General features: G+C 39.2%; 18 protein-coding genes. 10 read left to right on the top strand and 8 right to left on the bottom strand.

Annotated elements, in window-relative coordinates; translation table 11 throughout:
* The first annotated feature begins 8 nt into the window (after positions 1-8).
* From NBC122_RS04845 to NBC122_RS04805, 9 genes are all read left to right on the top strand, one after another.
* Positions 9-1232 (top strand): FtsW/RodA/SpoVE family cell cycle protein, encoded by a 1224-nt coding sequence (locus tag NBC122_RS04845; protein WP_133439292.1) that lies wholly within the window; start codon positions 9-11, stop codon positions 1230-1232.
* 58 nt (positions 1233-1290) lie between these two features.
* The gene (gene murG / locus NBC122_RS04840; RefSeq protein WP_133439291.1) at positions 1291-2403 is read left to right on the top strand and encodes an undecaprenyldiphospho-muramoylpentapeptide beta-N-acetylglucosaminyltransferase; all 1113 of its coding nucleotides are present in this window, start codon (positions 1291-1293) and stop codon (positions 2401-2403) included.
* Position 2404: 1 nt separating this feature from the next.
* A complete protein-coding gene (murC, locus tag NBC122_RS04835) occupies positions 2405-3763 on the top strand; it encodes a UDP-N-acetylmuramate--L-alanine ligase (protein WP_133439290.1) in 1359 nt (452 codons plus the stop codon).
* Complete coding sequence (locus NBC122_RS04830; RefSeq protein WP_246012456.1) at positions 3763-4599, top strand: cell division protein FtsQ/DivIB; 837 nt, start codon at positions 3763-3765, stop codon at positions 4597-4599. Before murC ends, NBC122_RS04830 begins: the two co-directional genes overlap by 1 nt.
* A gap of 112 nt (positions 4600-4711) precedes the next feature.
* A complete protein-coding gene (gene ftsA / locus NBC122_RS04825) occupies positions 4712-6085 on the top strand; it encodes a cell division protein FtsA (RefSeq protein WP_133439289.1) in 1374 nt (457 codons plus the stop codon).
* 16 nt (positions 6086-6101) lie between these two features.
* A complete protein-coding gene (gene ftsZ, locus NBC122_RS04820) occupies positions 6102-7940 on the top strand; it encodes a cell division protein FtsZ (RefSeq protein ID WP_133439288.1) in 1839 nt (612 codons plus the stop codon).
* A gap of 103 nt (positions 7941-8043) precedes the next feature.
* On the top strand, positions 8044-8490 hold the full coding sequence (locus NBC122_RS04815; protein ID WP_133439287.1) for a GatB/YqeY domain-containing protein: 447 nt from the start codon (positions 8044-8046) through the stop codon (positions 8488-8490).
* Between the two features lie 205 nt (positions 8491-8695).
* Positions 8696-9106: a BrxA/BrxB family bacilliredoxin gene (locus NBC122_RS04810; protein ID WP_133439286.1), complete on the top strand. Its 411-nt coding sequence runs from the start codon at positions 8696-8698 to the stop codon at positions 9104-9106.
* Positions 9107-9208: 102 nt separating this feature from the next.
* Complete coding sequence (locus tag NBC122_RS04805; protein ID WP_133439285.1) at positions 9209-10723, top strand: GH3 auxin-responsive promoter family protein; 1515 nt, start codon at positions 9209-9211, stop codon at positions 10721-10723.
* Positions 10724-10754: 31 nt separating this feature from the next.
* Here the strand turns inward: NBC122_RS04805 and NBC122_RS04800 are convergent, their stop codons facing one another.
* From NBC122_RS04800 to NBC122_RS04770, 7 genes are all read right to left on the bottom strand, one after another.
* A complete protein-coding gene (locus NBC122_RS04800) occupies positions 10755-11099 on the bottom strand; it encodes a hypothetical protein (protein ID WP_133439284.1) in 345 nt (114 codons plus the stop codon).
* Between the two features lie 39 nt (positions 11100-11138).
* Positions 11139-11501 (bottom strand): hypothetical protein, encoded by a 363-nt coding sequence (locus tag NBC122_RS04795; protein WP_133439283.1) that lies wholly within the window; start codon positions 11499-11501, stop codon positions 11139-11141.
* Positions 11502-11503: 2 nt separating this feature from the next.
* Positions 11504-12484 (bottom strand): endonuclease/exonuclease/phosphatase family protein, encoded by a 981-nt coding sequence (locus NBC122_RS04790; RefSeq protein ID WP_246012454.1) that lies wholly within the window; start codon positions 12482-12484, stop codon positions 11504-11506.
* Positions 12485-12494: 10 nt separating this feature from the next.
* Positions 12495-13136, bottom strand: coding sequence for a rhomboid family intramembrane serine protease (locus NBC122_RS04785; RefSeq protein ID WP_133439282.1), 642 nt, complete (start codon positions 13134-13136; stop codon positions 12495-12497).
* 3 nt (positions 13137-13139) lie between these two features.
* Positions 13140-14900, bottom strand: coding sequence for a DNA mismatch repair endonuclease MutL (gene mutL, locus NBC122_RS04780; protein WP_133439281.1), 1761 nt, complete (start codon positions 14898-14900; stop codon positions 13140-13142).
* Positions 14901-15104: 204 nt separating this feature from the next.
* Positions 15105-15746: a hypothetical protein gene (locus tag NBC122_RS04775; protein WP_133439280.1), complete on the bottom strand. Its 642-nt coding sequence runs from the start codon at positions 15744-15746 to the stop codon at positions 15105-15107.
* 108 nt (positions 15747-15854) lie between these two features.
* Positions 15855-18191 (bottom strand): TonB-dependent receptor, encoded by a 2337-nt coding sequence (locus NBC122_RS04770; protein WP_317127520.1) that lies wholly within the window; start codon positions 18189-18191, stop codon positions 15855-15857.
* A 35-nt stretch (positions 18192-18226) separates the two neighbouring features.
* On the opposite strand from NBC122_RS04770, the gene NBC122_RS04765 reads away from it, so the two are divergent.
* Positions 18227-18730 (top strand): superoxide dismutase family protein, encoded by a 504-nt coding sequence (locus NBC122_RS04765; protein WP_133439279.1) that lies wholly within the window; start codon positions 18227-18229, stop codon positions 18728-18730.
* 81 nt (positions 18731-18811) lie between these two features.
* On the opposite strand, the gene NBC122_RS04760 is transcribed toward NBC122_RS04765, so the two are convergent.
* On the bottom strand, positions 18812-21331 hold the full coding sequence (locus NBC122_RS04760) for an ATP-dependent Clp protease ATP-binding subunit (RefSeq protein WP_133439278.1): 2520 nt from the start codon (positions 21329-21331) through the stop codon (positions 18812-18814).
* Between the last annotated feature and the right edge of the window lie 134 nt (positions 21332-21465).

Below are 21465 nucleotides of genomic sequence, written 5' to 3'. Positions count from 1 at the left end.
AGATTAAAATGCAGGAAAGAGAAAACAAATTCGAGTTGTTAAAAGGCGACAAAGTGCTGTGGAGCGTAATCTTACTGATTTCGTTCTTCTCGGTATTCCCCGTCTATTCTGCAAGTTCTAATTTGGAATATATCGTAAACAGCGGAACCACCACTTCGCACCTCATCAAGCATTCTTTCTTCGTAGTGCTTGGTCTTGCAATCATGCGTGGTGTCGGCTATTTTAAATATGAACATATCGGCAAACTGAGCAGTTACCTTTTGGTATTTACCATTGTTCTCTTAGGCTTAACCATGTTTTCCGGACAAACCATCGATGGTGCTTCTGCCTCGCGCTGGTTAAAAATCCCGGGAACACCCATTTCCTTCCAACCTTCTTCTTTTGCTTATTTGATGTTGATTATTTATCTCTGCAGGTATTTAACAAAGAAAATCAAAAGAGAACGTCTTCCGATTGAAAACATCTTTTACATCTTCGGCCCGGTTTTACTGGTCTTTGGTCTGGTCGCAAAAGATAATGGGTCGACGGCTTTAATGATATTAATGGTTTCATTAATTGTAATGCTCATCGGTCAGTTAGATAAAAAATACATCTTTGGATTCGTAGGTCTTTCATCAGTAATGATTGGGATTTTCATGTTTCTTGCTTTAAAGACCGACCTCATCGGAAGCAACCGGGTTCATACCTGGATGAGCCGCGTAGAAACTTTTACCAAAAAAGAAAATCAAATTGAAGACGAAGCAGATAAAGCAAAAAATTATCAGGTCATGCAGGCAAAAGCCGCAATCGTTCATGGTGGAATCACCGGAATGGGTCCTGGTAAAAGCGCCTTGAAACAAATGCTTCCTCAGTCTGCCTCGGATTTTATTTTCGCCATTATTGTGGAGGAATATGGTTTTATAGGAGCAACAGTTTTAATTGCACTTTACCTCATCATGATTATCCGGATCGTAATGATTGCCAGTAAAATGCCGGCCTTCTTTGGGAGTTTACTGGTCTTAAGTCTCGGGACCATGATTTTTATACAGCTGACCGTGAATATTGCGGTCGCCATCAATCTGATTCCGGTTACCGGTCAACCGCTGCCACTAATAAGTTATGGTGGAACTTCCATGCTGGTAACTTATATTCAATTAGGAATTATCTTAAATGTAAGTTCGAGAATTCAGGTTTATGATGAAGAAGGAATGGGCAAAAAACAAAGCATCGAAGAAATAAATGACATTGCATAAAATCCCGAAGAAACGGTTTAATTAATCATAGGTTAAAACCTATGGAAATCAAAAAAAAATGAACAGAAAAATAAAAATTCTAATGAGCGGCGGCGGAACCGGAGGACATATCTTCCCGGCGATTGCGATTGCACAGGAAATCCAAAAGAGATTTCCGCAGGCAGAATTTTTGTTCATCGGAGCCAACGGTAAAATGGAAATGGAAAAAGTTCCACAAGCCGGATTCAAAATTATCGGTTTAAATATCGCAGGATTCGACCGTGGAAACATATTGAAAAATTTAAGATTACCATTTAAACTGCTTTCGAGTATTACAACAGCCAGAAAAGCAATTAAAGAATTCCAGCCGGATTTCGCCATCGGGACCGGAGGATTCGCAAGCGGACCTGCGCTTTTTATGGCAAGCAATTTAAACGTTCCGATTTTTGTTCAGGAGCAAAATTCATTGCCCGGAAAAACCAATACGTTTCTGGCGAAAAAAGCAAAAGCAGTTTTCACCGCTTACCCGAATATGGATCATTTCTTCCCGAAAACAAAAACGTTCTTTTTAGGAAATCCTGTCCGGAAAAATATCATCACCGATTTAATTACGAAAGATGTAGCGAAAGAGAAATTAGGGTTAGACAAAAACAAACTCACCATTCTTTCAGTGGGTGGATCTTTAGGATCAAGAACCTTGAACAATGGTTGGAAACAGAATATAGAAAAATTAATAGAAAAAGATTTCCAGCTGATCTGGCAAACCGGAAAACTGGATTACAAAAGTTTGAACGAAGATTCGAAAATTTCATATCCACCTCAAATTCAGTTGAAAGAATTTATTTCCGATATGGCTTTAGCCTATTCCGCAGCCGATGTTATTGTTTCGCGCGCCGGTGCAATCGCAATTTCGGAATTGGCAATGGCACAGAAACCGGTGCTTTTGGTTCCGTTTCCTTTTGCGGCAGAAGATCATCAAACCAAAAACGCGATGACCTTAGTTGAAAAAAATGCAGCAAGAATGGTGAAAGATACCGAAATGAAAGAAAAATTCTGGACGACTTTAATGGAAATCTGTGAAAACGAAAATCTAAGAAATGAGATGAGCGAAAATTTAAAATTCTTCGCAAAACCTTTGGCCACAGAACGAATTGTAGATGAAATTTTATCATCATTAAATATCAAAGCATAAAATGAAAGCTTTAACAACATATCAGAACTTCTACTTTGTAGGAATCGGCGGCATCGGAATGAGTGCCTTGGCGCGGTATTTCAACGCCTCAGGGAAAAACGTTTTGGGCTATGATAAAATGCACACCAAGCTGACAAAAGCTTTGGTGGAAGAAGGAATTGGTATTGAGTTCGAAGATCTTGTTAATGATAAAGTAAAAAATTTAACCCCGGAAAACACTTTGGTGATTTTTACACCGGCCATTAAAAAACTGGATATTCTCACTTATTTTAATGATCAAAAATTCGATGTTTTAAAAAGAGCGAAAGTCCTCGGAATGATTACCGAAAACACCGACTGCATCGCAATTGCAGGAACCCACGGAAAAACGACAACCTCTTCTTTGGTCGCTCATTTATGCGAAGAAGCAAATCTTCCTTTCTCGTGCTTTTTAGGAGGAATTGCTGAAAATTTTAAATCTAATTTTCATTTTAATGGAAAAGACATTTCCGTTGTTGAGGCCGATGAATACGACAGAAGTTTCCTAACGCTCTCTCCGGATTGGGCCGTGATTACTTCCACAGATGCCGATCATTTGGATATTTACGGTGACAATGCCACCATTCAAAAAGGATTTCAGGATTTTGCAGATTTGATTCCGGAAGGGCAGCAACTTTTTGTCCGGAAAGGAATTCAGATTGGGCGTGACGCAAAAACGTACGCCGTGAATGAAGAAGCTGATTATTACTCCGATAACATCAGAGAAATCGGCGATAAAATACATTTTGATTTCCACACTCCGACTGAGGAATTTGATGATTTTGTTTGGGAAATTCCGGGAATTCACAATGTTGAAAATGCAACGGCCGCCATTGCTTTGTTAAATAATTTCGGTGTTGATTTCGAAACTTTGAAAAGAGGAATCGCCAGTTTTAAAGGAATTAAAAGGCGTTACACCAAACATAATTTTGAAAGCGGAAAAATTTATATCGACGATTATGCGCATCATCCAACGGAATTAAATGCGGTAATCGGTTCTATTAAAACTTTTTATCCGAAGAAGAAATTATTGGTGGTTTTTCAGCCGCATCTTTTCAGCAGAACAAGAGATTTCGCTGATGGATTCGCAGAAAGTTTAGATAAAGCTGACGAATTAATCCTGCTCGATATCTATCCGGCAAGAGAATTACAGGAAAACTTTGAAGGCATCACTTCAAAATGGTTATTAGAAAAAGTAAAAACAGACAAAAAGGAAGTTTCCACGTTGGACGACGCCTTTAATAAAATAAAAGAAAAAGACTTCGACGTATTGTTAACCGTAGGTGCCGGGAATATCGACACTTTGTATGACGGAATTGTAGAATGGCTCTCAGATAAATAATGAAAAACAAATTCAGAATATTAAAGATTTTTGTTACCGTAATCCTGTTTGGGTTTCTGCTGAGTTTTTCGTTGAAAAGATTCAACGGAAAACCGATGGAAAAAGTCACCGTAAAATTGACAACAACCAAAGATCCGGTTTATTTCATCGATGAAAAAGACATCAAGGAATTGGTGAAAAAATCGAATCCAACAAAAAAAATCGGCGACATTAATATTCCTGATTTAGAAAAAAAATTAAACCAACTCCCGGAGGTTGACAGCGCAAATGTTTACCTGAATCTGAATGGAAATTTGAATCTGGATATCAAGCAACGGGTGCCCGCTTTCCGTCTGACCAAAGCTGACCGCGATTTTTATGTCGATGAAAAAGGGGTCGAATTCCCGATTTCAAAAAATTATTCGTTCCCATGTATGTTGGTTACAGGAAATGTAAAACAGTCGGAATATGTAAAGCTCGCCGAACTCATTGCAAAAATTAACCGTGATGATTTCAGCAGAAAATATTTCATCGGAATTTCTAAAAAGAAAGGAAATTATGAATTATTGACCAGCGAAGGGAATTTCAAAGTTGAAATTGGCGATTTAGAAAAAATAGATCTGAAGGTAAAAGGATTTAAAGCTTTTGTAGAAAAATATCTGATTCATCAGCAGCCAGAAAAATACACGAAAGTTTCTTTGAAATACGATAACCAAATTGTAACAACACTGAATCCCAAGTTTAAAGAAAATGACAGCATAATTGCCGTTGGCAAAAAGGAACTGGCAAATTTGCCGGTCATTAATCAGAAAAAAATCGAGGCTCAAAAAACAGCAGCTAAAACAAATTCTAATTAATGGCAAGAATGAACAGTACAACAGAAAGTCACGGAATGACAATCTGAAGATTAAAAAATAAGAAAACAGAGGATGCAAATCCTTGAACGATAAAAAATCAAATCGACATATAATGGAAAATCACGAGTATTCAGTAGGCCTCGACATCGGTACCACCAAGATTGTGGCCATTGTCGGACGACGAAACGCCCACGGAAAAATTGAAGTTCTCGGCGTAGGAACGGCAAAAAGTTTAGGCGTTCACAAAGGTATTGTCAACAATATCTCCCAAACTATTCAGTCCATCAAAGCAGCGGTAGCGCAGGCCCAATCAAGTTCTGGCGTACCGATTCAAAAAGTAACCGTCGGGATTGCAGGCAAACATATCCGTTCGCTGCAGCATTCAGATTATATTATGCGGGAAAACCCGGATCAATATATCACGGATGACGATATCGATAAATTAAAAGACCAGGTAAAACAGTTGGTGATGTTGCCTGGTGAAGAAATCATTCATGTACTTCCTCAGGAATATAAAGTCGATTCTCAGGGAGAAATCCAGGAACCGGTCGGAATGCACGGAACCCGTCTTGAGGCGAACTTCCATGTAGTAGTCGGTCAGATGGGAAGCATCAGGAATATCGCCAGATGCGTTCGTGAGGCAGGTTTAGAAATGGAAGCACTGACTCTTGAACCATTAGCATCGTCAGAAGCTGTTTTAACCAAAGAAGAAAAAGAAGCCGGAGTTGCGATCGTAGATATCGGTGGCGGGACAACGGATATCGCTATTTTCAAAGACAATATTATTCGCCACACCTGCGTCATTCCTTATGGCGGCGGGATTATTACCGATGATATTAAAGAAGGCTGCTCTATTATTGAAAAACATGCGGAAAAACTGAAAGTGAATTTCGGTTCTGCAGTTCCGGAGTTAGAAAAAGATACCACTTTCGTTACCATCCCGGGCTTACACGGCAGACCCGATAAAGAAATTTCATTAAAAACTTTAGCACAAATCGTGAGTGCCAGAGTAGAAGAAATTTTGGAAATGGTGAATACAGAATTAAAAGCATATGGCGCGTTTGAACAAAAGAAAAAATTAATCGCGGGTATCGTTTTAACCGGAGGCGGCTCTAATCTTCGTCACCTGAGACAGTTGGCCAATTACACCACTGGTTTCGACAGCAGAATCGGTTTTGCCAATGAATATGTGACCAACGATAAAAGCCAACATTTAAAAGGGCCGGAATATGCAACTGCCATTGGTCTGTTAATGGAAAGTCTCAAAATCCGCGACAAGAAAACTACTCCCGAAAATGTTGAAGAGAAAGTTGAAGTTACAGCAACACCAAGCGCCAAGCTCACCGCAGATGAAATCTTAAATCAGGACGAATTTATTATTAAAGAGGCTTTTGTGGAACAGGCAGCAGAAAAACGACGGAACAAACTGACTATCGGACAAAAAATAATGGAAAGCGTAAAAAAATTCTTTGAAGAAGTTGAATAATTAAAAAACCAAGACTATGGAAAATATAAACACCCCGGGATTTTCATTTGATCTACCAAAAGGAAATTCATCAATAATTAAAGTAATCGGCGTAGGCGGCGGCGGAAACAATGCACTGAAACACATGTACGAACGTGGAATCTATGGTGTAGATTTCGTGATCTGTAATACCGATTCACAAACCTTAGATAATAATCCAGTTGCAAACAAAGTGCAGTTGGGATTAACCATCACCGAAGGACTGGGCGCAGGAGCTGACCCCGAAGTTGGGGAAAAAGCTGCGATTGAAAGTATCGAAGATATCAAAGCGGCTATGGGCCAAAACACCAAAATGGTTTTCATCACTGCCGGAATGGGTGGTGGTACCGGTACCGGCGCTGCTCCTGTTATTGCAAAAGTGGCCAAAGACATGGGAATTCTTACCGTGGGAATCGTTACCGTACCTTTTAGTTTTGAAGGAAAAAGAAGACTGGATCAGGCAGAATTAGGTTTGGACAAACTAAGAAACAATGTGGATTCACTGATTGTCATTAATAATGATAAATTACGTCAGCAGTTTGGTAATCTGGGTTTTAAATCAGGATTCTCCAAAGCGGATGAAGTGTTAACCAACGCTGCAAAAGGAATGGCAGAAGTTATTACCGGATATTTCGATGTAAATATCGACTTCCGTGATGCGAAATCGGTGTTGGCAAATTCCGGAACGGCCCTAATGTCAAACGGTGTTGCCTCCGGTGAAAACAAAGCGGAAGAAGCCGTGAAAAAAGCATTGGACTCCCCATTATTAAATGACAATAAAATTACCGGAGCGAAAAATGTACTGTTGCTCATCAGAAGTGGCTCGGAAGAAGTAACCATGGACGAAATCGGAGTAATTATGGACCACATCCAGCAGGAAGCCGGCCATACCGCAGACATTATTTTCGGAGTTGGAACCGATGAAGAATTAGGTGATGCTGTCAGCGTACTGGTTATTGCAACAGGATTTTCCAAAGATCATCAAAAAAAATCAGGCGTAACGGAAAAGGTAAAGTTTACTTTGGCAGATTCGATGGAACCGGCGAAGAAAAGAGAAACCGCTTTTAAAGCTACCCAGGAAAATCAGCAGGCACCCACAGGTTATCCGTCTTCAAAAAATCTATTTATTTTAGATGACGAAGATGATTTTCCTACCAATGAATTTCAGGTAAAAACAGTGGAGCAAAGCAGAGTGATTGAAAAAGAAACTCCAACTGAAATCAATCGTTTTGTGGAGGAAAATCATGTGGCATCACCAGGCTTTCATCAGGAACAGGAAATACCGGAATTTGATCTTTTCACATACGATGATGATCTCAGCGACGAGCCAGTTTCCCACTCTTTCAGTTTTGAAACTGAAGATAAAAAACCGGAAAAACCAGTTGAAAGACGAAATCCGTTTGACGAAGAAAAGCCAATGGAATTCAGTTTTTTCGTAAACGAACCGATTGAAGAGCCCAAAGTTGAAACACCGCAACCCAAAGCAATCATCAAGGAAGAACCGGTTCAAAGATCAGAACCTAAGGTGGAAGAAAAACCAATAGAGAAAGTAGCAGAGAAAACGATTTTCGAAGTTCAGGAAGATTTTACTTTCATTAATAAAACGACAAACAGTGATAAAGTTTTAGAAAGAAGAAATAAGCTGAAAGAATTTAATTCAAGATATCAGAACTTCGAACCGGAAAATGATTTTGAGAGCATCCCTGCTTTCCGTAGAAAAAACATTTCGATCGGACAGGAAAATGCTTCGGCACAAAAAATCAGTAATTTCCTGACCGAAAGTGACGGAAAAATGCAGGTTAGAGAAAACCGTTTTTTAAATAAAGACGTAGATTAATAATTTAATGCAATAATGTACTGGTTCACCAATATGACAAATTGCAAAAGGCGTCACCAATTGGTAAATTGATATATTGTTTCATTGTTACACTATAAAAAATATGAGTTTAGAAATCATCATCAGCGACGCGATCAAAGACGCGATGCGCGCAAAAGATAAAGTTGCTCTGGATGCTTTGCGTGCAGTAAAATCCCAAATCCTGTTGTTGAAAACAGAAGCAAAAGGAGCGGAAGTTTCTGCCGAACAGGAAATCGCAATTTTACAAAGAATGATAAAGCAGCGCAAAGATTCTTATGACCAGTTTATGGCACAAAACAGAGGCGATCTTGCCGAAGTTGAAGAAGCACAAAGCAAAGTCATTGAGAAGTACTTACCGCAGCAAATGACCAGCGATGAACTGGAAGCAGCGATGAAAGAAATCATCGCAGAAACCGGCGCCACCAGCGCCAAAGATTTAGGAAAAGTAATGGGAACGGCAAGTAAATCTCTTGCAGGAAAGAGCGACGGAAAAAGTATTTCCGAGATGGCTAAAAAATTACTTTCTTAAGGATCAGTTAGGATATTCAACCTTTGCATATCGATTTGATTAAACCCGGAGCATTTTTGTTCCGGGTTTTTTGCGGACAAAAAGTCGTACTTTAGAAGATGGAATGGTTTTGATGAAAATACAATTGAAGCAGTCTGATTAATAATACTTAAATTTGCAAATCAGAACAGTTCTAAATAAAAGTACAATTTAAAAAAAATACAATATGTATCCAGAAGATTTAGTAATGCCAATGAAGCATGAGCTAACCGATAAAGGGTTCCAAGACTTAACCTCTGCTGAAGCAGTAAATCAAGCGATTAAAAAAGAAGGTACAACGTTATTAATGATCAACTCCGTTTGTGGTTGTGCAGCAGGTGCAGCAAGACCAGGCGCGGTTTTCTCTCTTACAGGAGATAAAAAACCTGACCACCTTGTCACCGTGTTCGCAGGTTACGACAAAGAAGCAGTTGACGAAGCGCGCAAGTTTTTGGCACCATTCCCGCCAAGTTCTCCATGTATTGCTCTTTTCAAAGACGGCGAACTGGTTCACATGTTGGAAAGACACCACATCGAAGGAAATCCTGCCGGAGCTATCGCTGCAAACCTGCAGGGAGCCTACCAGGAATACTGCTAAACTAAACCTTTAGTTAAAAAAAAATCCGCTTGTAATAAAGCGGATTTTTTTTGTCATTCTCTGCATAATATCATTTAGCAGAAATATATTATATTTGTCGTTATGGCGACGAAAGCACTTTTCAATACCGTGGTTAATTGGTTTATCCGGCAGCGGATTGACCAGATTCAGAAATTCATGGATAATCCCATCGAAACCCAAAACGGAGTGCTCTTCTCCCAGTTGTATTATGCCGAAAATACCGATTACGGAAAAATTCATGGCTTCAGTTCCATTTCAACGTATCGGGACTTTACGGCCAACGTTCCCATCGTTACTTACGAAGATTTCGAACCGTATATTGAGCAGGCAAGACAAGGCAAAAAGGATGTTTTCTGGCCGGGTTTGGTGAAAAACTTCGCCAAATCTTCGGGAACAACCAATGCGAAAAGCAAATTCATTCCCATTACCGATGAGAGTTTAGAATTATGCCACATGAAAGCAGGCAAAGACCTCATCTCTATTTACGCCAACAATCACCCCGACAATCAACTCTTTACCAATAAAAATCTCCGTTTAGGCGGAAGCGCGGATTTCTACGAAAACTTCAACACCAAATTCGGAGATCTTTCTGCCATTTTAATAGACAATCTTCCTTTTTGGGTAGAGATTACGACCACACCGAGCAAAAAGGTGTCGCTGATGTCGGAATGGGAAACCAAATTAAACGCCATCGTTTCTGAAGTGACCAATGAAGAAGTCGGAAGTTTAACCGGCGTGCCCAGTTGGATGATGGTTTTGTTGCAAAGGATTTTAAAAGAAACCGGTAAAGAAAACATTTCAGCATTATGGCCGAATCTGGAAGTTTTTTTCCATGGTGGAATCAGTTTCAAACCTTACCGCGAACAGTACAAAAAGATCATCGGAAAAGACATTAATTACTACGAAATTTATAATGCTTCAGAAGGATTCTTTGCCATTCAGGATCAGTACGGAAGTGACGAAATGCTGCTCATGCTGGATTACGGGATTTTCTACGAATTTATTCCGATGGATCAGTTCGACCCGGACAACTTACAGGCAATTCCTTTAGAGGAGGTAGAAATCGGCAAAAATTACGCGATGGTTATTACCACGAACAGCGGACTTTGGCGCTATTTAATTGGCGATACCGTTCGGTTCACCTCATTGCAGCCTTACAGGATCAAAGTTTCCGGAAGAACGAAACATTACATCAATGCTTTTGGGGAAGAACTGATGATCGACAATGTAGAAACGGCACTTTCAAAAGCATGTGAAGCAACAGATTCCTCCATTCTTGATTTTACCGGTGCCCCGGTTTTTATGCAGCAGGGCGAAAGTGGCGCCCACGAATGGATTTTCGAATTCACCCAACAGCCTGCTGATTTAGAAAGATTCAGCGAAGTTTTCGACAATCATTTAAAATCGGTAAACTCCGATTATGAAGCGAAAAGGTATAACAATATAACGTTGAAAAAACCGATCATTCACGTTGCCAAACCTCATCTTTTCTACAACTGGATGTCTGAAAGAGGAAAACTCGGCGGCCAGAACAAAGTCCCGCGTCTGAGCAATGACCGCGAATATATCGAGCCGTTATTAAAGATGAATGAATAAAAAAAATCTGCTGAATCAACAGCAGATTTTCCTATTTTTTCTTCAGATCTTCTTTTACCTTTTCGGCGCCTTTTTCTACTTTCTCAGCACCTTTCGCTGCGGCGTCTTTTACCTCTTCACCCGCTTTTTTCAGTTGATGAAGGCCTTTGTCTGCCGCAGCATCAATTTTATGTCCGGCTTCATCCAGTTTTTCCTTTGCCTGATCAACGGTCGCATTAATTTTTGCAGAATCAACGGTGGTAGAATGTTCACTTTCTGTCGTTGTAGTAGTTACCGTGCCGTCAGGATTTTCTGTGGTTTCAACTTTTGTTTCTGACTTTTTACAGCTCATTAATCCTAAAGAAAGAACTGCTGCAATTAAAAAATAATTTTTCATAATGTATGTATTTAAGTGAAATTCAAATGTAAAACAAAATTACGGATTAACCGTCTCCTGCGTAACCTGAGGTTTTTCTTTAGATTTACCAAGGTCTGTTTTCTTTATCGCTTCTGCCACTTTTTTCTCAGCATTCAACTTTTCTTCCTTCGCTGTTTTCAGCAGTTGCTCCTCTTCGTTCTTCATTTTAATCTGTTTTAAAGAATCCTGATATTTTAGCGAAGATATTTTAATCTTCCTTGCAATATCAACAGATGTCGCCCCCTGCGAGAAAGAATCGATGGCGATGGTATCATACGGCGGAACAGAGTTGGTTTCCTGCGGAATCACCTTTTGTTTAGCAGTTTCCTTTCCACAGGAAATAAAGAGTAAAAGAATAATTATAATGGACGTACTTCTCATTTTTAATCAATTTTAAATTCAGCAATAACCGGAAAATGGTCCGAAAGTTTAACCGACCGATCGACGCGGTAGCTGATGGGTTTTATTTCTTTCGAAGTAAAGATATAATCAATTCTGATCGGGAATTTATAATCATGAAAACTGGTTGAGCTTCCTCTTCCCACTTCTACAAAAGCATCTTTCAAACCACGGCCCAATGTATAATATTCATACGAATTAGGAACCGAATTAAAATCGCCCGCAAGAATGACCGGATACGGAGAATCATCGATGGCTTTACGGATATCCGCAATTTCCTGCTGATGTATTTTAAAAGTCGGCACCAATTTTCTGATAATGCCTTTTAGTTTAGTTGTATTTTTCTCCAGATCTTCTACCGGTTTTACCATCTGTTTATCAAAAGAAAAAGGATTCAGATACACATTGACCACCCTGATTATTTTACCTTTAAACTTGATATCTGCGAAAAAAGCGTTGCCGTTTCCGGTGGTGGTTAATTTTCCCTGATTGACGATTTCAGTCTTTGAATTAAGAGCAACAATCTCGTATTTATCGGTTCGGTAAGGATAAGTGGGAATGTTAAACTCACCTCCATATTCCTGCCCAAAGATAAGATCTGCATCGGTTTTTTCTAAATATTCATTTATTTTGTTATTTCCGCCTATTGATCCGGCTTTAATGTTCATGGTCACAATCTTAAGATTTGGTTTTTCTGCAACTTTTTCGGTCCAGTTCACCCATCTTCGGATCGGCATAATCATCATTAAGGTGATGGCGATAAAAAACAACGCCCGTTTCTTCCACAGAATTATCCAGAAAATACAAAGGATGATATTCAAAATCATCAATACCGGAAATGCTAGCGAAAGCAGATTTAAGTAGGGAAATACATTGGGAGAAACGTAATCGTTCAATACCGTTCCGCTGTGCGAGACAATAGTGAAGAGATGAATAAGAACTAAACCAGATCTGAATATTTTCACCAGTTCAGTTTTAATTAATTCTGTACTGATTGTCTTTCCATCTCTTTGCCAGAAGATACCCGACGACGGCGCCACCAATATGAGCAAAATGGGCAACTCCTGCCATCGATCCACTAAATCCTAAATAGAGTGAAATCACGATGATTGCGGGTAAAAGATATTTGGCTTTAATCCCAAAAGGAACAAACATAAAGAATAATTTGGAATCCGGGAACATGGTCGAAAATGCAGCAACAACACCGAAAATCGCACCCGAGGCGCCCATCATAGGAATGGCATAAATATCCGCTGGATTTGCGCCCTGGCTGAGTTCAAAATAATTCCAGCCACAGTTCAAAGCATACGCTCCGATACCGCTGGCAAAATAAAGAATGATATATTTTCTATCACCAACAACCTGCTCCAGAACCGGACCGAAACTCATTAATGTCAACATATTAAAAAGAATATGCGTAATCCCCATCCCGCTTTCCAACGGTGCATGCATAAACATGTGCGTGATGACCTGCCAAACCTTGAAATAAGGAGAAGCAATATAATACACCGAAAACATTTCATACAGTTTTGGAAACATAATGAAATTCGAAGCCAAATAAAATATGACATTCAGGATGATGATGTTTTTGGTGATCGGCGTGAGTCTTGGAAACATAATTTAAAATTTATTTTTTAATTCATCTAATGGGACTTCGATAAAACATCTTTTCCCCGATGGTAAATATTCTGGAAAACCCAATGCAGTGAAATCTTTAATCACCTGTTCAGCATCCATTTTATATAAGAAATCAAAACGCGATTTGCTCTGGATTTTATTCCATTGGCTGTTATAAAAATCCAGAAATTCCTCTTCCGTACGGTATTCTAATATTTCAAAAATATTTTCGAGGAATTTCATCACCTGGGTTTCTTTTAATCCTTGCGGCACCGCATCGATCCGCAGCACATTGTCGTTTGCAATAATCATTTCAAAACCCAGTTCCGGTAGATACTTTTTAATGGAGCGGAACTTATTTTTCTCCGTTTCATTCATGTGGTATTCGAGCGAAAAAAGAAGCGTATGTTTTTCATTACTGCGTTTCTTTTTTGCATTTCTTTCACTCACGATCAGGCGGTGCATTCTGCCCAAGTCGAGCATTAATGTTTTTCCGTTTTTATTAAAAAGCCAATATCCGTTTGGAAGACGCATTAAATCCTCATCGAAATCTTCTTCTTCAAATAAATTAATTTTCGAAGGTTCTGCCTGTATATTTTGCTGATACATTTCAGCCATCGCCACTTTTTCACCCGGCGAAACGGTTTCTTCACGGAAAGGATTGTAATCACGGTCGACCACGATTTCAGGTGCTTTAAAACTTCCACCGGTTTTTGGTTGGTTTAAAAAAGCATCCATTCCTGAATCGCGTTCAAAATCCAGACTTGGCGAAACATTATAGATGCCCAAAGACCGCTTGATCGTGGATCGGATCAAAGCGAAAATCAAATTATCATCTTCAAATTTAACTTCCGTTTTTTGAGGATGAATGTTGACATCCACTTTCTGCGGATCCAATTCCAGAAACAGGAAAAATGTCGGAATATATCCCGGCAAAAGCAAGCCTTCGAATGCTTCCTGAACGGCTTTATTAAAGTAAGGACTTCTGAAATATCTCCCATTAACAAAGAAAAACTGTTCGCCCCTGTTTTTTTTAGCGCCTTCCGGTTTTGCGACAAATCCGTTGAGTTGAATCCAGCCCAAATCTTCTTTAATAGGAATAAGAAGCGGCTGTAATTTTCGGCCAAAAACATCTACAATTCTCTGCAACAAACTGCCTTTCCGCAATCTGAAAACAATATCGTCATTGTGGAAAAGCTCGAAATCCAGATTTTCGTGAGCCAAAGCAACCCTTTGAAATTCGTCAATAATATGACGGAATTCAATATTGTTGTTTTTCAGAAATTTTCTTCTGGCCGGAACATTATAGAACAGATTCTTCACTGAAAAATTGGAACCTTCCGCTGTTTGAATCGGTTCCTGAAATTGGAATCCTCCGCCTTCAATATAAATATTGGTACCGATTTTGGCATCTTTCGTTTTGGTTTTCAACTCCACTTCTGCTACCGCGGCAATCGAAGCCAAAGCTTCACCACGAAAGCCTTTGGTTGAAATCCGAAAGATATCTTCGGTGGTACTGATCTTTGAAGTTGCGTGTCTTTCGAACGCCAGCCTCGCATCAGTTTCACTCATGCCGTTTCCGTTATCTACGACCTGAATCAAGTTACGCCCGGCATCCCGAATAATCAGTTCGATTTTTGTGGCACCAGCGTCGATAGAATTTTCGACTAATTCTTTTACGATAGAAGCAGGCCGCTGCACCACTTCTCCGGCGGCGATTTGGTTGGCAACATGATCTGGTAAAAGTTTTATAATATCCGACATTTTAATAAAAGGGTCTAATCTGTTTTTGGCAGTTATTCATTATTGCAACTGCGTCATTTTTCATTAAATGAATTGCGGAGAAAGTCCGATGTTAAAAGAAATTTCCGCTCATTTTTTCAACGGGTAAAAATAGCGATTTATTTTTTGCTTCAAACAAAAATAACCTCTGGAAATTCCAGAGGTTTTATGGCGAATTAAATTGAATTAAGGTTTACTCGCCAGGAAATATTCCGCTTCGCCTTTCCCCCAAGTCGGATGTAATGCTGATTTTGACTGGTACACTTTGAACTGGTCCAGCGATTTTTGAAATAATTCCAAACCTTTTGTTTTACTGCCACCAAACTGTTCCGGCGTATAATACGTATCTTCTGCTTTCAATAAAGTAATTCTGGGGTTTCCGGAATCCAGTTTTTCTGCCTTTCCTAAAGCATCTGCGCCCAACATTCCTTCGCTCATAAATCTCGATTGCGGGTCGACCATCATTTTTAAACCGTGAATCATTTTCTGTAAAATCAGGATTTCTGCATTATCTTTACTCAGTGAATATGCTTTGTCTAAAGAAGTTTGTGCTTCTGCCGCAACAGCGTCCAGTTCTGAAAGTTTTCCGGCACGCATTAAACTTCTGCCTTTTTCAATCATGGCATGAGCAGCGTAATAATAAGGCAGCCACTCTGTTTTTTCTTTATCACCGATTCTTACAAAATCATTTGAAACCGCAGTAAAATCTTCCGCCGTTTTAGACTGTTCTAATTTTTCGATTTTTTCAGTCATCACTTTTTCAAAGGCCGTTTGGGCAAAAATGCTTACTGAGCAAAGGACAAACATTATTAATACTAATTTTTTCATTGTTTTAAATTTTTGATGATTATGGTTTTGATAAGTCAAAGGTAATTGAGGTAAAAGCCGGATGAAATTCTTTCTCTCCGAAGGGTTAATTTTCTTTTCTGAACCGTATTAAAGATTGTTATTTATTGCATCCTGCGTTCTGTCAATACCAAAATTGATGAAAGCTCCGATAAAAACAAAAGTGCTGGCAGACGGTAAAACCGGTTTACTTCTTAAGCCGTCATTTGAAAACTGGTAGCCGTAAATATTCTTTTGTCCCAAAATATTGTTCACAGACAATACCAATACTGTAAATGCTTTGGAGTCTTTTTTACCCAGATTTGGCAGATAATTTAAACTGAAATTCAAAGCATTAAAATCTTTTAATTTCCCTTGACTGTTCAAATAGTACTCTCCATTTTCTTCTGTTCGAAAATTATAAAACGGTCTTCCGGAAGCGTAAGAATAAGAAAGATTAAAACCGGTTTTCCAGTCGGTGACAAATTTTTTAGCCACGACAGAAAGCGTGTGTTTTGCCGCGAAATTGGGAAATAAACTTTGGTCATAATTCAGGAAATTACGCCTGGAATCCAGATAAGAATATGAAATCCAGTAGTCGATATTTTTGATTGACTTTTTATCCCGCCAGAAAATTTCGAAACCTTTGGCAAAACCATTTCCGTTATTATTAATGGCGATGGGACGATAATTCAGGACTTTTGTTTTAATTAAATCGCTGTAATTTTTGTAGAAAGCTTCCAGGCGAAAACTTCTGCCCTCTTCCGATTTCTGAACCTGCAAAATATAATGTTCGGCTTTTTGATCATTCAACGGATTGTTTCCGAAATATTTCTGTTCCGGGTTTTGATAGAAAATTCCATACGCCAGAGAACTGGTCCAGCTTTTTGAAATCCGGTACGCCATCGCCAATCTTGGCGACAGATTCCATTGATTAACTGCTGATGAATATTCAGTTCTTACACCAACTTTCGCTGACAAATGGTTGCTGAAACCTAAATCTGTTTCGGCAAAAAAAGAGGTAATTTGATGATGGGACTGAAAAGGAACGGGCGATATTTCAATATCCGTTATTTCGCGGGCCTGATTAAATTCAGTACCGCCTCTAACCGCTGAAATCCGATTGATTTTTCTTTCTACCACGCCTTTCACATTGAAATAATTTCCTTTAATCTCTATTGAATTTGGATTAATTTCTGCGTTTTCATACGTATTGCTAAGGTGAATAAAATTGGAATTAAAAGTATAAGAACTTCCTAAATTCATCACATATTCGCCCCATTTCTGCCTGAAAGATAAGTTATGAAAAGTGTTTTTCCCTTTTAAAAAAGTCTGATCAAAATCGATATTCGGCTCTAAACTTTCTGTCTGCAATCCGATTGTATTGGTGTCAAAACTTCCGTAATATTTCAGGATTCCTCCTTTTTTATTTTTTAATCTAAAGTTAAAGTTGGTCCCAAAACTTTCGGGAGCTTTGGTAAAATCATTATTGAATTTAATTAATTTCGTCATTAATCCCAGATTAGAATACGAACCAAAAACACCAAAAGACTTCGATTTTTCTCCGTTTACATTTTGAAATCCCGCAGTTACAAATAGAGGCGAAATCCCTAACTCTACAGAATTCTTTTCCGGGAAACCGATACTTTCCAAGACCAAAACTGAAGATAATGCCTGTCCGTAAACAGCAGAATATCCGCCGCTGGAAAATACATTCCCTTTAAATAAAGACGTATTTAACCGATCCATCGCTTTGATCCCGGGAACTGAATTTCCGAAAAAATTGTTGACTAAATTTCCATCCATAAAAAATTTAGTTTCCTCGCCGGTTCCGCCGCGGACAAATAATCCTTCGGTCTCACCGATTTTCTGAACTCCGGGAAGCGTTTCCAAAGCGGAAGAAATTTGTCCGTTTGCACCCGCAGTGGTGTAAATATCAATTGGAGTTAACAGTGCCGTCGCTCTTTTTTTATCACTCGCTTCAATGGAACCGGCAGAAATAACTACGGCATCAATTTCAGAAATCTGTTCTTCAAGATCAGAATTAACGCTAAGATTTTCCGTTCCGATCAAAATTGGTTTCTCAACTTCGACAAATTTAGAATTTGAAAAAACCAAGACCTGCGCTTCTTTTTCAGTGGTTTCAAAAGAATAGTTTCCATTTTCGTCAGTTGTTGCACCGTCGTAAGTATCTTTTAAAGTGACCGAAATATCTTTGATCCCTTTATTTTTGAAATTAACTTTCCCCGACACCGTAATCTGTGCATTGGAAAAAATGCCTGCCAAAAAAAACACAAAAAGGAGAACTTTAGAAATAATGAAAGGCTGCATGATGAGAATTTTATACCGCAAATCTATTACGGAATGGCTTTTGATGAAAATATAATCTACCGAATGGTTAAATTTGTAAACCGAATGGTATTTTAAATTATCTTTTAGCTTATTCAAAAACAATTATTTACATTAACCTCAAAATAAATATTATGAAAATCTCTTCATTTTCTATGTTGCTATGCAGCGCAATTGTTGCTGTATCCTGCACCACCACAAAGTCTTATGTCATCAATTCTAAAAGCGGAACCGCCACTCAGGGAACGGCTGCATTTTCTCAAACGGGTAAAAATGTCGAAATGGACCTGAATGTTTACAAATTAACTCCGGGGATCCACGCCGTACATATTCATGAAAAAGGAGACTGCTCGGCGGCTGACGGAAGTTCTGCAGGCGGACATTGGAATCCCACGGCAGAAAAACACGGAAAATGGGAACATGGCGAATTTCACATGGGCGACATCGGGAATCTGGTTGCCGACAAAGATGGAACTGCGAGACTGGTTTTCAAAACCGACAACTGGTGTTTGGGGTGTAAGGATGACTCCAAAAATATTATCGGAAAATCAATTATCATTCATGCAGGTGAAGATGATTTCCATACCCAGCCCACCGGAAATGCAGGTGGCAGAGTTGGATGTATAGAAATTAAATAAAACATCCTGCTTTTATTAAAATAAAAAACCGTCCTGTCAACATACTGACAGGACGGTTTTTTTTATAGGTTAATTGAAAAGTTATTTTGCCGTTGCTTTAGTTTTAACAGGCTCACCTTCTAAACCGTCTTTGGCTTCATTCAGTTTCAAGACTACCGTTCCGCCTTCGGTCAGCAGTTTGTTCACCAACATTTCTGCCAAAAGATCTTCGATATATTTCTGGATGGCACGTTTCAGAGGTCTGGCTCCAAAGTCTTTGTCCCAACCTTTTTCAGCGATAAATTCTTTAGCATCGTCTGTCAGTTCAACTTTGTAGTTTAATTTTTCGAGACGGCTGTAGAGTTTAGCCAATTCCAGATCGATAATTTTAGAAATATCTTCTTTTTCTAGGTTATTAAAGATCACGATGTCGTCAATTCTATTTAAGAATTCAGGAGCAAAAGCTTTCTTCAGGGCATTTTCAATGGTACTTCTGGCTCTTGCATCGGTATTTGATTTCTTCGCATTGGTGCCAAAACCGACTCCGTCGCCGAAATCTTTTAAATCTCTGGTTCCAATATTAGAGGTTAAAATGATGATTGTATTTCTAAAGTCTATTTTTCTGCCTAAAGAATCGGTTACAAAACCTTCATCTAAAATCTGCAGCAAGATATTGAATACATCGGGATGGGCTTTTTCAATTTCATCTAAAAGCACCACCGCATAAGGTTTTCTGCGAACCGCTTCGGTCAGCTGGCCGCCTTCTTCATAACCCACATATCCCGGAGGCGCACCGACCAAGCGGGAAACCGCGAATTTTTCCATGTATTCACTCATGTCGATTCTGATTAAAGCTTCATCAGAGTCAAAGAGTTCACGAGCCATTACTTTTGCAAGTTCTGTTTTACCAACACCGGTTGTTCCCAGAAAAATGAAAGTTCCGATCGGACGGTTTGGATCTTTCAGACCGGCTCTGTTTCTTTGGATGGCTTTCACCACTTTTTTCACCGCATCCGCCTGTCCAATTACTTTTCCGCTAAGTATCGTTTCCATCTGTGCCAGTTTATCGAGTTCGTTTTTACCGACTTTGGTTACCGGAATTCCACTCATCATAGAAACCACTTCCGCGACACTTTCCTCGTCTACGATTTCTTTTTTCTCTTTGACATCTTTATCCCACTGTTCCTGCGCTGCATTTAGTTCCATCTGCAAGCGCTCTTCTTCATCTTTTAGTTTTCGTGCTTCAAGGTAATCCTGCTTTTTAACTGCTGCCTGTTTCAGTTCCTTAATTTCTTCGATGCTTTTTTCGTGTTCGATGATTTCGGTAGGAACTTTCATATTTTTAATATACACTCTGGAACCTGCTTCATCCATTGCATCGATCGCTTTATCCGGCAAAAACCGGTCGGTAATATACCGTGCGGTTAAATTCACACAAGCCAGAATCGCCTCATCGGTATAAGTCACATTGTGGTGGTCTTCGTATTTGTCTTTAATTTGATTTAAAATCTGTACGGTTTCCTCCACGGTAGTTGGCTCTACCATTACCTTTTGAAAACGTCTTTCTAAAGCACCGTCTTTCTCGATATACTGTCGGTATTCGTCAAGAGTCGTGGCACCAATACATTGAATTTCGCCCCTTGCGAGCGCAGGTTTAAACATATTGGAAGCATCTAAACTTCCGGTTGAACTTCCTGCTCCAACAATCGTGTGCAATTCATCGATGAACAAAATGACATCGCGGTTTTTTTCCAGTTCGGTCATGATGGCTTTCATTCTCTCTTCGAACTGACCACGGTATTTTGTTCCAGCCACTAAACTTGCCAGATCTAAAGTAATCACGCGTTTTCCATAAAGAACCCGGGAAACTTTTTTCTGTTGAATCCGTAAAGCTAAACCTTCTGCTATTGCCGATTTACCAACACCAGGCTCCCCGATTAAAAGAGGGTTATTCTTTTTCCTTCTGGATAAAATCTGTGAAACCCTTTCGATTTCTTTTTCACGACCGATTACCGGATCCAGTTTTCCTTCCCGGGCAAGCGTGGTAAGATCTCTTCCGAAGTTGTCCAAAGTGGGTGTTTTGCTTTTACCGGTGCCAATATTGCCGGTAGGTCTTCTCATTTGTCCGAATTCCTCCCGTTCTTCGTCATCATCGTATGCACTCATTTTAGGACTTTGTCCTGAGTTTTTCAACATCGTCTGATATTCCTTGGTTACTCTTTCATAATCGATATCGTACGAACTTAAAATACTGGTCGTAGGATCCTCTGATTTATAAAGAATACCGAGTAACAAATGAACGGTATTCACTTCTGAACTTTGGTACTGTCTGCATTCCAATTCCGACCTTTTCACGGCTTGGTCAGCCATTTTGGTAAAAGATATCTTTTCACTTTCTGCAGAAAATGGGTTTAAACTGGCCACGGCCATGGTTTCGATTTTTCTTTTGATTTGGGTTAAATCGGCTCCCAAATTATGCATGATCTCCTTGGCAGAGTTGTCTGTTTTAATCATTCCTAAGATGAAATGCTCTGTATTAAGAAACTCGCTGTGCAAGCGTCTTGCTTCGTCTTTACTGTGTTTGAAAACTTGATTCAAACCGTTTGAAAATTGACTATCCATATTATTGTTTCTCGTCTGTTAATTGAAGATAGATAAAAATCTTTAAATTCTCTATGTAAGTTACAAATTCTTTACCAAAATCAATTCAAGACTAAATGGCAGAAATGATTTTCTTATTTCAGTGAAAATCATTA

It is taken from the genome of Chryseobacterium salivictor (genome assembly GCF_004359195.1).
GTDB lineage: Bacteria > Bacteroidota > Bacteroidia > Flavobacteriales > Weeksellaceae > Kaistella > Kaistella salivictor.
This window is presented reverse-complemented; position numbering and strand designations above follow the sequence as displayed.